Origin of the sequence: Lyticum sinuosum, assembly GCF_034471385.1 — a bacterium.
In the GTDB taxonomy this organism is placed as follows: Bacteria; Pseudomonadota; Alphaproteobacteria; order Rickettsiales; family Midichloriaceae; genus Lyticum; species Lyticum sinuosum.
In genome coordinates this window covers 72,723-86,892 of record NZ_JARGYU010000003.1, presented here as the reverse complement: position 1 = coordinate 86,892, position 14,170 = coordinate 72,723, and the positions used below count along the sequence as shown (strand labels likewise).

The following is a 14,170-nucleotide window of genomic DNA, read 5'->3' as shown; positions in this document are numbered from 1 at the left end:
CTTAAGTTAAATAAAACTAATCTAAATAAATTAAATAAATATCAATATAAATTCAGAAAAACTTCTGTATTTAAGTAATTAAGTAATTAATATTTTTATTAGTTTTATTCATAGACAACAAATAATTATCAGTAAAATTCTCTCTTTTAAGATTATCTAATTATTTGAGTATTTTGATTTGTAGAAGATAAACAATCATCAACAAATTTTTCTGTTAAAAGATAATCTTTCATCTTATATCTAAGAGTTTCATATCCTAAATATAAAGCAATAATATCAAACAAATCTAATATTTTTTCTATTATTTGTGCAAATATCCCTACTTCAATTTTGTCTATTTTTGTTTTTAAATCCGAAACTCTGTGTTGAGAATTCTTCAAATGATCTTGGGGGAATAATTCATTTAATCTACCAGTAAATAGATCTTTAACAAATGATTGGAAAAAATAACTTTTACTATCTCTTATAATTCCAGTCATAATACATTCAACGCTATCCAACCAATCAATATTATTTAATTGTTTTGCTGGTTGTATATTTTGTATATTTTTTTTAATTATTTCACCATTAATCTTATATTCTTCTTCAATTTTTTTCATATTTAAAAAAATATTATTTATATATCTATTATTTATATATTAACTAATATTATCTTTTTGTATAAAAAAGTCAACATATATTAAAAATATAAATATATAGAGATATTAAGATATTATTAATCTATAGTTTTAAGATATTTCTTATTTTTTTATGAATTAAATTATATATTTCTTGTTTACTCCCAACATTTCCATTTATCGAAATAAAATTAGAATTCTTGGAATAATATTCAATTATTGGGCTAGTTTCTTGATTATATACATCAATTCTTTTATAAATAATATCTTCTATATCATCTTTTCTTGTTATAAATTCTTCACCATTACATATATCACAAACCCCATTTATTTTAGTTGGTAGTAAATATTTATTATATATAGCACCACAATTTTTACATGAAAAACGCCCAGATATTCGTTTTAATAATAAATCTGTTTCTAAAAAAATATTAATAATAATTTTAAAATCTATCTTAATATTATCTAAAAAAGAATCAATAATTAAAGCTTGATTCATATTTCTTGGGAATCCATCTAAAATAAAACCTTGATTGCATTGTTTTATTTTTTCTATCATTATATCTATAATTGCATTATCAGATACAAGCTTACCATCAGCAATAGATTCTCTTATAAAATTATACTCTGGAAGATTAGAACTAATTACTTCTCTTAATACATCTCCAGATGATAGAGATGGTATGTTATATTCAGCACTTAATAAGGATGATTGAGTTCCTTTGCCAACACCAGGCGGTCCTATCATTATGATAGATAATTTTCTTTTTTTTAAAAAATTCATTTATATAATTATATTAATAATATTAATTTTTAATTAAAAATTATTTTTTATTTTTTATTTTTTTCTCATTTGTTGGAGCATTGTTCCATATTTCCCACCCATAATATAAGATTGAAATTGTTGAAATAATTCAATAATTACATTTACTACAATAAGTAAACTAGTTCCACCTAAATAAAATGGAATAGAATAATAATTCACTAAAATTTCAGGTAAAACACATATAAATGATAAATATATAGCACCTATTGTTGTAATTTTATTTAATATTTCACTGATATATTTTGCTGTTCTTTCTCCTGGTCTTTGTCCACTAACAATAGCATTTGATTTTTTTAGATTTTCTGCAGTTTCTATAGGATTTAATATAGCAGATGAATAAAAGAAACTAAAAAAGAATATTAAAAAAATATAAGTTAAAATATATAGTGGTTTTCCATTACTAAAGTAATATATAAAGTTATAACTAAAACTACCAGGCTCTGGTGAAGATTCATTGAAGCCTATTATTGTCATAGGGAACATTAATAATGAACTAGCAAAAATCGGTGCCATCACTCCTGATGTATTAATTTTTATTGGCATAAATGAAGTTTGACTAGCATAAAGTTGTCTTCCTACTTGTCTTTTTGGATACATAACACTAATTTTACGATATCCACGTTCAACTAAAATTATCCCAAATACCATTCCTATGCAGATAATTATTATCATGATAATAAATGGTGTACTTATTGTGCCATTTTTTCCCATATCAAGTAAAGTAGCAACGGATTTTGGAATTCCAACTACTATTCCTGTAAATATTAATAAAGAGCTTCCTTGCCCTATACCAATTGCACTTATTTGCTCAGTTAACCAAATTACAAATACAGTTCCTCCAATCATGGATAAACTTGCAATAAAGCGAAAAAGAAAACCAGGATTATCAACTAAATAAGTTCCTTGTAATTTCATGTTCTCTGCAGCAACAGCAAATCCATAAGATTGTATTGTAGCTAAAATAATTGCTAAATATTTAGTATATTGCGTTATTTTACGACGTCCTCTTATTCCATCTTTTCTTATTTCTTCAATTTCTTTAAAACTAAAGCTAAGTAACTGTATTAATATTGATGCTGTAATATAAGGCATTATATTGAGCGACAAAATAGACATTCTTCCAAGAGCACCACCTGTAAACATATTAAACATTGCAATCATACCTCCTGAATTTTTTTTGAATATTTCTTCAAGAACAACAGTATTAATTCCAGGTAATGGTATATAAGTTCCAAAACGATATATGATTAAAAATAAAATAACTATAAGAATTTTTTTAAAAAGCTCAGACATTTATACTTATATAAATAAAATATTAATAAATAATTAAAAATAACTCCTAGTAATGAAATTACAAATACATAAATACAAAATAGATTATATTTTGAATTGATTATATAATATTAATATCAATGCCGAGATGCAAGATGTTATTTTTTTGCTATTTTATTATATATAGCAAAAATAGCATTATCATGTAAATAAATGTTATTTTATTATTTATATGAAATAATATTTTATTGTCGTTATATAACTATAAATAATTAACTATAACTTATAGGTATAGGAAAAGAATTTATATTTAATTATGAGTTATCATATTTAATTTTATGCATATTTTTTTATATTAGTTATCTAATAATAATTAATAATAATTAATAGAAACCATAATATGATACACTATTTTATCTAAATTCATTATCTAAAAATCATATATTTTGGTAAAAATTTTATATGTTTAATTAATAATTAAAGAGAAATTATTTATTTTGTGATAATTTATTTAATAAATTATATAGTATCTATTAACTCTTTTAATGATCCATCTTTGTACATTTCTTTGCATATATCACATCCACCTATAAATTTTTGACTAATGTAAAGTTGTGGTATTGTTGGCCAATTCGCATAATCTTTGATTCCTTGTCTTATATTCTCATCTTCTAAAACATTGACATAGAAAAAATCTTTCACACCACATAGTTTAAGTATATTTACCACAGTAGAAGAAAATCCACACATCGGATTTTCTGGGTCTCCCTTCATAAATAAAATTATATTATGTGTAGATATTAATTTATGAATATCATCTAATATTTTTGTATCTGTATTTTTTGACATAAAATTATTTTTAATATTTAATTTTTACAATATGAAATATATAATCTGCAATTATTAATATAAAGTAGTTATTAGAATAATTTATAATAAATTTAAGCATTATAAGCAGTATAAAATGGGACTATAATACAATAATTCAATTTAGTACAGTAAGTAATGAAAAAAAATTTTTCCATATAAAAAAACACTAATAATTATCTATTATTTATTAATAATAAATTTTTTATACAATTTATATATCTGATATTTTTAGACTAGCTATTTTTGATAAAATTTTAGGATCAGTAAAATTTTTCATGATAATAGTATTATCATTAACTTTTGTTAAAGGTAAATAATTATTCCTCTTTATTTGATCTGCATATTTTTGATCCATAACAATGATTTTATCAGATAAATTTAAAATAACAATATTATCAGCACCTAAAACGTAAAGAGGTTTTTCATCACTGTAAGCATAACTATTACATGTATTAATCATAGTGATATTTTCTTGATTAGGAGAATGTTGACTTGCTCTAGTAAGACCAATAAATGATCCAATATCTTCCCAAACAACATCTCCTAAATCCAAACATACTACATTATTTTGACATTTTTCTATCACAGCTTTATCTATTGAATCAAATGATTTATTCAAATAAACCTTTATATCATCTAACAATTTAAAGTTTATTTTTTGATTCGGAATATCAACATCATGTACTTGTAAAAATATTTCTCTATTATTATTTTTTTCATTGTCATTCATTGCTCTTTCAACTAATTTTTGAGATTCAAAGAAGACTTCTGGAGCGTGCTTACGAATTTCATTTAAAAAAACTTTTGCTTTAGCGCAATAAATACCGCTATTCCAAAAGCAGTTATTATTTTGAATATAATGATTAGCAATTTCAACTGAAGGTTTTTCACAAAATTTCTCTATTTTTTTTATTGATTCTTTTTTTCTCTTTTGATTGGATTTTTGATGAATAAATACATATCCATAATCACTTGAAGCAAATTGTGGTTTTACCCCTACACATACAATTTTGTTATTTTTTCTTGCATAATTTGATATTTTTTCCAATCCTTTTATTAAAACATTTTCATCTCCCCAATATTGATCACTTGGTATGATTACTATAACAGCATTTTCACCATTTTCCTTTTTTACTTTATGAGCAAAGCTAGAGATTGCAAAAGCAGTATTTCTTCCTTCATTTTCCCATATAGCTGTATTAAAATGTAATTTTTCTGATGATGTTTGTTCAATAATCTCATTACGATGAATTTTATTACCAATTAGAGTGACATCAATATTACTTTTATTGATTATTGATATTATTCTTTGTAATGAGCTTTGATTTCCAATCAATTTTAAAAGTTGTTTTGGTTTTGATTCTTGTGATAATGGCCATAATCTTTTACCAGCCCCACCACACATAATTCCAGCTATTAAGTCTTTCATAATTGTGAATATTAAATTAAAATTAAATATTAAAATTAGTCTATGAAAAATTTTTAAGATTGCGAGGCTGTATATCACTTAGATTTTTAAAGTGCAATCAATTTTATATTAATTGTAATATTTTTTTAATATAAAGATTGTTGTATATTACAATATACTACAATTATAAAGAGAATCCATGGTAATTCGATAATTTTATACAACTTAAGATATTATCAAAAAATAATTTAATAAAATTTTAATAATTAGATAACAAATTAAAGTAAGTATAAATATAAAATAATTATCAAATAAAAATTATTTTAATATTATTTTAATATTTTAAAAACAATCATAAGTGCAATACAAATATTTAAAATTGTAAATTAAACTGAAATATTTTTTATCTTTATATAATTTTTATATAATTTTTATACTTTATATTATTATCACTTCCTAAAGAATTATTAATGATATGATAAGTTGATAAGTTATTAATCATCAATTTTTAACGCAGTTGAAAAAATACGATAAAAATTAGAAGTTGTTACATTACAAATATCATCAAATGATATTTGACGTAAATTCGCCAAAAACAATGCTATTTCTTTGATATAAGATGGTTCATTATTTTTACCTCTATATGGTATAGGAGCAAGGTAAGGAGAATCAGTTTCTAATAATATACTGTCTAATGGAATCATTGTGAAAATTTTCTGAATTTCTTTAGCATTCTTAAAAGTGACTATCCCAGATGCAGAAATCCCAAAACCAATATCAATCATTTCTCTTGCTAATATCTCACTACCAGTAAAACAATGGATAACTCCAGAGAATTTTTTAGTTTTAATATATTTTTTTATAATAGATATTGTATCATCTTCTGCATCTCTTGTATGAACTATAATAGGTAGACCAGTTTCTTGAGCAGCTATAATATGAGCTTCAAAGCTGGCATGTTGCAATGCAATACTTTCTGAGTTTGTACAACGATAATAATCTAAACCTGTTTCACCTATTCCTATTATATTTTTGTTATCAGTTAATTTTATAATATCATCTACAGTTGGAATTTTTTCTTCATGAACATAAAGAGGATGTAAACCAACTGAACCAAAAATACGAATCTTATTATAAATATTACTTTTATTACTCGATTTAGTTATATTATTACAATTATTATAAGAATACGTATTATCTGTAGTATTTTGTATTCCATTTAAAAGTGGATTTATATTATTCAATTCTTGAGAAAGATCATATTTCTTAATCAAATCAAGAATTTTATTAATCTCAGAAATACGTGTTGATATAGTTTGCATAGCAAATACATTAGACTGAGATGATCTTAATAAAATATCTTTAATGCTTTCTTGTTTTTGAATAAGATCTAAATGGCAATGTGTATCTATCATATTAATATAAAAAATTAAGACTTTTATAAAAAAAATATATTTATATTGATTTTTTTATAAAAAAAGGTATTATAATTAAAATATTTTTAATAATTTTTTAATTTGTAATGATATATGAACGAAGATTTTAATATAGATAATTTAAGTTTCAATAAAATTAAATTACTTGAAGAATTTATAAAAGAAGGCATTAATAATAAAGAAATTGAAAGAATTTGGCAAGAAGAACAAATAATAAGAAATAAAAGAAATAATAGATCTTTATAAAGATAAAAGATTTTAGTAGTATTAAAAAATTAATTGTAAGATTAATTATAAAAAACACTTATGAAAATAAGTATTATGTATTTATAATAATGAAAATGAACTAGATTAGAAAAATTACGAAAAATAAAAATTTTGTATAAATATTATTGGTATATACTTTTATTGAATTTAATTTTGATTATTGTTTTACTATCTGATATAAATCAAATGGTCTAAATTCAATCACAATTTTTATTTTTTATACCATTAAAGTATACAGAAATTAAACTTTTTTAAAATAGTAAAAATCATTGTAAAATATTTGTGAGTCATCAGTTTTTTTTTAAAGTAAGTAATACAAGCAAAAATTCTAGAAAAGGTATAATTCAGACAGCTCATGGAGATTTTCCTACACCATGCTTTATGCCAGTGGGAACACAAGCTACTGTAAAAGCAATGCGACCTGAAGATGTATTAAATACTGGTGCTAAGGTGATTTTAGGTAATACATATCATCTTATGATAAGACCAACAGCTGAAAGAATTAATCGTTTAGGGGGTCTACATAAATTTATGAACTGGCCACATACAATACTTACTGACTCTGGAGGCTTTCAAGTAATGTCTCTTTCTTCTCTTACGAAAGTAACAAAAGCTGGAGCTGAATTTCGATCTCATATAGATGGTAAAAAGATTATGCTTTCACCAGAAAGATCAATAGAAATTCAATATCTTCTTGGAAGTGATATCACAATGATCTTTGATCAGTGTATTCGAAATTCTAGTTCAAAAGATGATACTGAAAAAGCTATGAATTTATCTTTAGAATGGGCACTTAGAAGTAAAATATCATATTTATCATATCAATCTAGACCTGGTTATGCAATATTTGGAATAATACAAGGAGGTCTTTATCCTGATTTGAGAGAAAAATCAGCTCAAGAATTGATTAAAATAGGGTTTGATGGATATGCAATAGGAGGATTGGCAGTTGGTGAAACACAAGAAGAAATGTTTTCAATATTAGATAGTATTGTTCCTTTTATTCCAGTAGATAAACCTAGATATCTTATGGGGGTAGGAAAACCAAAAGATATAATAGGAGCTGTTAAACGTGGAATAGATATGTTTGATTGTGTTATTCCAACACGTTCTGGTCGTAATGGACAAGCTTTTATTAGAAAAGGTGTAGTTAATATACGTAATACTGTATATGCTGAAGATATGAATCCATTAGATAAAATGTGTATTTGTTATACATGTCAAAATTATACTCGTGCTTATCTTCATCATTTAATAAAATCTAAAGAGATATTGGGAGCAGTTCTTATGACACAACACAATATTCATTATTATCAAGATTTAATGCAGGATCTAAGGGATTCAATAAAAAATAATAATTGGGAGATGATAGACAATATTCATTTATAAAAGTAATATAATATAAAAAAAATATATGAAATTATTAATAGAAAATACTTTTAAAATATTTAAGATATTAATAAATGAAAAAAAATACTCAAAAAAATACAATATTAATTGATGCTTATTTCTCTAATGAAACAAGAGTTGCACTAGTAAAAGGGAATAAACTTATTGATTTTTATTCGCAAGATAATGCTATAACAGCAATAAAGGGTAATATATATCTTGCTAAAATAGAACAAATAGAACCTTCTCTACAAGCAGTGTTTGTGAATTATGGAGGGGAAAAACTAGGATTTTTACCATTTAATGAAATTCATCCAATATATTTATCGGATAATTTAAATAAAAATCCATTTTTAGCGCTAAAAAAAGATCAATCGTTATTAGTTCAAATAAATAAAAACTCAAAAGGCACAAAAGGTGTCATGATGACTACATATATAGTAATCAGTGGTCGTTATACAAGAATTCTCTTAAATAAAGTAAGTAAGACAATAATATCACGTAAAATAGAAAATAAAAATGAAAGAGAAAGATTAGAAAAAATAGGAGATGATTTAAGAAAATCAAATGAATTTTCTATTATTATTAGATCATCTTCAATATATAAAACAAAAAAAGAAATTTATAATGATAGTTCATATTTACTAACACTTTGGAATATAATTCAAGAAAAGAGCCGTGATGAAATTGCCCCATCTTTTATATATGATGAAGGTGATATCATTCTTAGAGTAATGCGTGATTTGTATGATACAAATATCGAAAGTATTATTATTTCTGGTAAAAATACCTTTGATAAATTGAATTTATTCATAAGTTTAATTCTACCTACTCATATAAATAAAATACTTCAATATTCAGATATTGAGCCAATATTCTCAAAGCATAAAATAGAAAGACAAATTTCATCAATATATAATAATAAAGTAGATTTAAAAAATGGTGGATATATAATTATTAATCAAACGGAAGCTTTAGTTGCAATAGATGTTAATTCAGGTAAACCAACAAGATCAAGTAGTGTATCTCAATTATCATATCAAAAAAATAAAACTGTTGCCTCAAACAGTACAGCTATTAATATAGATGCTGTTAGTACTATTGTAAAACAGGTAATTTTAAGAGATTTATCTGGAATAATTGTAATAGATTTTATTGATATGCATAATCATGATGATCGTATTTTGATAGAAAAAATGATAGTTAAAGCATTTTCTAATGATAAAGCTAAAACTAAGATAGGAAAAATAAGTGAATTTGGATTATTAGAAATGACAAGAGAAAGAATTGGTCATAGTAATACTGTAGAAGTAAATCGTATAATTTGTCCAAGCTGTAGAGGTAGAGGTAGAGTACGTACAATTCCTGCTAGTGGAAATGCTATATTACGTGCTATAAGTGCTGATTTATTTAAACTTAGATCTAATAATAATAAAAAAGAAGATAATAATGTTATTAGAGTTAGTATTGATGCAAATATTGAAATTATTAATTATCTATTGAATTATAAAAGAAAAGAGATTGTTCAGATTGAAAAAGATTATAATGTAATAATTACAATTACTGAAGAAAATAAAGCTGGCTATGACTGTTTTTTTATAGATTATTTAGATTATGATTCTAATAATTATATAGATAATATATCAATTCCTATGCCATCAATTTCTACTATGAATAGAAATGATAAAGAGAAATTACAATATAAAATAAACGATGATAATAAAGAAAAAAAAAGAAATTTTCTAAAAAACAACAATAAATTCAACAATAAATTCAAAAATCAAAATGAAGCTGATAATTCTTTTAAAGATTCAGATAATTTAATATCTGACATTAACAATCACAAAAAAAAATTAAATCCTGATAATATGCAAAAAAATGCTGATACAAATATAGTAAATGACGATAAAAAATCATTGTTAAAAAAATTATGGAATAAAATTATTAATTAGTAATATTTACTAATTATACTAATTTATCTGTATTTCATAATATAACTAATTGATTTTTAGAAAAATTTATGACATTATTTAAATAATTTTATGAAAAAAAAAAATCAAGGAATTCAAACTTTATGTAGATTAATTAAAGAGTACGGTTACAAACAAAAAAAACTTATTATAACTGCAATTATATCTTTGGTAATTATATCAATAACTGGGGCAGTTAATGTATGGATATTAAAGCCATTACTTGATCGTTTATTCCTTAATCAAAGTATAAAAATGCTTTGGATGATACCTATAGTAGTTTTTATAAATACCGCAATAAGGGCTGTATCTAGTTTCTATGAAAGCTCAGCAAGAAAAATCATATCTTATAACATAGGTACTCAAATACAACTTGATTTATATAAACATATTATTCATGCAGATAATAGTATGTTTGATGAATATCCATCTGGAAAATTTATATCACATTTTACTAGTGATATAAATGCTATGCGTAATGCATGTACTACGCTATGTATATCTTTAGTTCAAGATATATTGAATTTATTATGTTTAGGTGGGTTGATGTTTATACACAATCCTAGTCTTTCTTTTATATCACTTACTATATTTCCAATAACTGCTTATAGTATTATACATATAGGGCAAAAAATTAGAAAAATAGCACGAAATATGTACAGTGGTATTGATGATTTTATGGGATATTTAGATGATACATTAACTAATATATCAATAGTAAAAGCATATAATAGAGAAGATTATGAAATTAATAGAATAAAACTTATTGTAGAAAGATTTCTTGAATCATCACATAAAGCTGCTAAAATGGAAGCTATTCCATCTCCGCTTGTTGAAATGCTTGGAAGTATAGCAATGACAGCTATTATTATATATGGCGGATATGAAGTTATTGCTGGAGGTATTTCCCCAGGTGAGTTAATATCCTTTATAGCTGCTTTATTTATGACGTATAGACCACTTAAAAATATATCACAAAGTAATACAACGATTCAAGAAGGTATAACTTCTGCTAATAGAATATTTAATATATTAGATGCAAAACCAATTATTGCCGATAATGAAAATTCAAAAGAAGTTGTTATTAATAATGGTAAAGTAGTATTTAAAAAAATTAATTTTGCGTATAAAAGCAGAAAACAAGTACTTAAAAATTTTAATTTAGAAATTCAACCAGGTAAAACTATTGCATTTGTAGGTCATTCTGGGGTTGGTAAAAGCACAGTCATTCAATTACTTCAAAGATTTTATGAACCAGATTCTGGAGAAATAATTATAGATGGTTACTCAATAAAAGATATAACAATATCATCATTACGTAAGGCAATATCATTAGTATCACAAGATTCAGGATTATTTGATGATACAATTATAGAAAATATTAGATATGGAAAACTAAATGCAACTGATGAAGAAGTATACAAAGCTGCAAAAGCTGCTGCTGCGCATGATTTTATCAGTAAAATGCCAGAAGGGTATTATACTAAAATAGGTAAAAATGGTGGAAAATTATCAGGAGGTCAAAGACAAAGAATAGCAATAGCAAGAGCTATTCTTAAAAATTCACCTATTCTTCTTTTAGATGAAGCAACTAGCTCTCTTGATATAGATTCAGAAGAAGAAGTTCAAAAAGCAATAAATAATTTACGAGAAAATAGAACGACTATTATTATAGCACATCGATTATCAACTATAAAAAATGCTGATTTAATATGTTTTTTATCAAAAGGTTACATATCTGAATGTGGTACACATAGTGATTTAATTAAAGAAGATAAAAAATATGCTCGTTTCTTTAAAAAATACAATAATAATGATTTAATATAATAAGATTATATGATTATTATAACTTTTAATATAAATTTCTAATATATTATTATAGTATAAAAAATATAAACTTATTTAGAATAACGTATTAAGTTAATATATTGTATAGCAGATAAATCAAATTTTGGAGATATAACTCCTTTATTATAACTCCCAACTATTAATCCTGCTGGTATATGAGGCATAATTCCAGAGGTTATGATAATTTCTCCATCAATAAAATTATTGATCTCTGGATTAGATTTATTTAAACAATGATAAGCATTCATACCAAAATATTCATTATCTTGAGCACCTATACCTTTTGCAATACATTTTAGACCAGTACTACTACCAATAACGTCTACACTAATATTAGTACTTGAAATTGTATCAACACGTGAAAATTTTTCTGATACTGCAGAAACTTTCCCTATGAAATGCCCCATATAAATTGCTAAATCTCCTATCATTATTCCATTTATTGATCCAGCAGTAATTATTAAAAAAGAGTTTGTATTATTAAAAGATTTTCCGATTATCGATGAAGTCATTAATTTAGTGAAAACAGGAGAAAAACGATTATTATTTACTTCAGAATAATGAAGATTTTGATTATTTATCTTATTTTTAATATTATCATTGTTTTCTATATAATTTGCTAAAATTTTGTTATCATCTGCATCATTATTATTTTGTTTAAGATTATTTTCTAGAGAATTAAACTTTTTAAAGTCAATAAGAAAGTAATTCTTATTAAAAAATAAAATCTCTTTTAATTTTTCATTTTCTGATTTTATTAATTGATATTGTGATGAAATTGATAATTTATCATTATTAGATAACAATGTTTTATAATTTAATTTACAATCAGAAATATTATGACGTATACAATATCTGAATTTAATCAAATCGTTAATCAATATTTTTTCATCTTCACTGATAACATCATCCCAATATCTATAAAAAAAATCTGCTATAATTAAATCAAATTTATCAGAAATATTATCTTTGTTTATTTTTAATGTATAAAAAATATTACCACGTATATTAATTATTCTTGATTGTAAAATTACACCATAGTCTGTAAAGATTAACCATAATAATATAAAAAAATAAAATAAAAACCTTATAATTCTAAGTAAATTTTTTTTCAAAAAAAACATTATTTCTTTTTGAAATTTCTTTGATAAATTATTTGATTCTCTGTTTTTTATTTGACTTAGTGACAAAATCATATTTCTTATCCTAAGATTTTGAGAAAAAATAAAAACTTAAAAAATAATAAAAATTATTAAGCATATTATGCTATAAAATGTAAACTATTAATTATTTCAATTTGTCATTATATTTTTATTTTTTGCTGATCTTTTTCATTTAAATAAAAATAACCTTCTTCTGCTTGATATGAAGACCTAACTAATGGACCAGAAGCAACATATGTAAATCCTTTATTTTTTCCAATATTTTTATAATTATCAAATTGTTTTGGTTCTACATATCTATCTACAACAGCATGTGATGGAGTTGGTTGAAGATATTGTCCAATTGTTAAAAAATCAACTCCAGCCATAACTAAATCATCCATAACTTGATAGATTTCATTATCTTTTTCACCTAATCCTACCATAATTCCTGATTTAGTGAATATTCTTGGATTCAATAACTTTACACGATTAAGTAATTGTAAAGACCAAAAATAGTTAGCTCCTGGCCTAATTTTTTTATATAGAGATGGAACCGTTTCTATATTATGATTAAATACATCAGGTTTAGATTCAACAATTATTTCAATAGCCCCAGGTTTTCGTAAAAAATCTGGTGTTAAAATTTCTATTTTTGTTTCTGGATTTAATTTTCTTATATAAATAATACAGTTAGCAAAGTGGTTAGCACCACCATCAGATAAATCATCTCTATCAACAGAAGTTAGTACTACATATCTTAATTCTAATTCTTTTATTGCATGAGCAATTTTTTCTGGTTCATGAGGATCTATCATATCAGGTTTCCCAGTTGCAACATTACAAAATTTACAACCTCTTGTACATATGCTACCCATTAGCATAAATGTAGCATGTTTTTTACTCCAGCAATCACCTATATTAGGGCATGCAGCCTCCTCACAAACTGTCTTCAATCCATGTTTTTTTATAATCTCAGCGGATGGAAATATAATATGAGGTTGAGGAGCTCTTACTTTTAACCAATCTGGTTTAGTTAATTGATTATATAACATTAAATTTAATTATTTATTATTTTTTCTCTAATCACATAGTTTTTTATTTTAAATATTAATAGATATTATT

General features: G+C 23.7%; 12 protein-coding genes. 4 read left to right on the top strand and 8 right to left on the bottom strand.

From position 1 onward, the window contains the following. Positions 1 to 152: 152 nt before the first annotated feature. The 6 genes from Lyticum_RS03625 to Lyticum_RS03600 form a co-directional block, all read right to left on the bottom strand. Positions 153 to 599 carry a hypothetical protein gene (locus Lyticum_RS03625; protein WP_322498974.1) on the bottom strand — a complete coding sequence of 149 codons (447 nt, stop codon included), beginning with the start codon at positions 597 to 599 and terminating at the stop codon, positions 153 to 155. 121 nt (positions 600 to 720) lie between these two features. After that, positions 721 to 1,401, bottom strand: coding sequence for an adenylate kinase family protein (locus tag Lyticum_RS03620; RefSeq protein WP_322498973.1), 681 nt, complete (start codon positions 1,399 to 1,401; stop codon positions 721 to 723). A gap of 54 nt (positions 1,402 to 1,455) precedes the next feature. Continuing rightward, positions 1,456 to 2,736 carry a preprotein translocase subunit SecY gene (secY, locus tag Lyticum_RS03615; RefSeq protein WP_322498972.1) on the bottom strand — a complete coding sequence of 427 codons (1,281 nt, stop codon included), beginning with the start codon at positions 2,734 to 2,736 and terminating at the stop codon, positions 1,456 to 1,458. Positions 2,737 to 3,234: 498 nt separating this feature from the next. Then, a complete protein-coding gene (gene grxD, locus Lyticum_RS03610; protein WP_322498971.1) occupies positions 3,235 to 3,564 on the bottom strand; it encodes a Grx4 family monothiol glutaredoxin in 330 nt (109 codons plus the stop codon). A 232-nt stretch (positions 3,565 to 3,796) separates the two neighbouring features. Beyond that, positions 3,797 to 5,014, bottom strand: coding sequence for a sugar phosphate nucleotidyltransferase (locus tag Lyticum_RS03605; protein WP_322498970.1), 1,218 nt, complete (start codon positions 5,012 to 5,014; stop codon positions 3,797 to 3,799). A 473-nt stretch (positions 5,015 to 5,487) separates the two neighbouring features. Next, positions 5,488 to 6,408 carry a TatD family hydrolase gene (locus Lyticum_RS03600; RefSeq protein WP_322498969.1) on the bottom strand — a complete coding sequence of 307 codons (921 nt, stop codon included), beginning with the start codon at positions 6,406 to 6,408 and terminating at the stop codon, positions 5,488 to 5,490. Positions 6,409 to 6,522: 114 nt separating this feature from the next. Here Lyticum_RS03600 and Lyticum_RS03595 point away from each other — a divergent pair, with 114 nt between their 5' ends. The 4 genes from Lyticum_RS03595 to Lyticum_RS03580 all read left to right on the top strand — a co-directional run bounded on the left by Lyticum_RS03595 (position 6,523) and on the right by Lyticum_RS03580 (position 11,882). After that, entirely contained in the window at positions 6,523 to 6,675 is a 153-nt protein-coding gene (locus tag Lyticum_RS03595; protein ID WP_322498968.1) for a hypothetical protein, read from the top strand. A 303-nt stretch (positions 6,676 to 6,978) separates the two neighbouring features. Further along, a complete protein-coding gene (gene tgt / locus Lyticum_RS03590) occupies positions 6,979 to 8,085 on the top strand; it encodes a tRNA guanosine(34) transglycosylase Tgt (RefSeq protein ID WP_322498967.1) in 1,107 nt (368 codons plus the stop codon). Between the two features lie 74 nt (positions 8,086 to 8,159). Further along, positions 8,160 to 10,037, top strand: a complete 1,878-nt coding sequence (locus Lyticum_RS03585; protein ID WP_322498966.1) for a ribonuclease E/G — start codon at positions 8,160 to 8,162, stop codon at positions 10,035 to 10,037. Positions 10,038 to 10,127: 90 nt separating this feature from the next. After that, positions 10,128 to 11,882 (top strand): ABC transporter ATP-binding protein, encoded by a 1,755-nt coding sequence (locus Lyticum_RS03580; RefSeq protein WP_322498965.1) that lies wholly within the window; start codon positions 10,128 to 10,130, stop codon positions 11,880 to 11,882. Positions 11,883 to 11,953: 71 nt separating this feature from the next. Here Lyticum_RS03580 and Lyticum_RS03575 read toward each other — a convergent pair whose 3' ends face one another. Beyond that, positions 11,954 to 13,099: a rod shape-determining protein MreC gene (locus tag Lyticum_RS03575; RefSeq protein WP_322498964.1), complete on the bottom strand. Its 1,146-nt coding sequence runs from the start codon at positions 13,097 to 13,099 to the stop codon at positions 11,954 to 11,956. Between the two features lie 107 nt (positions 13,100 to 13,206). Then, a complete protein-coding gene (gene lipA / locus Lyticum_RS03570; RefSeq protein ID WP_322498963.1) occupies positions 13,207 to 14,100 on the bottom strand; it encodes a lipoyl synthase in 894 nt (297 codons plus the stop codon). Between the last annotated feature and the right edge of the window lie 70 nt (positions 14,101 to 14,170).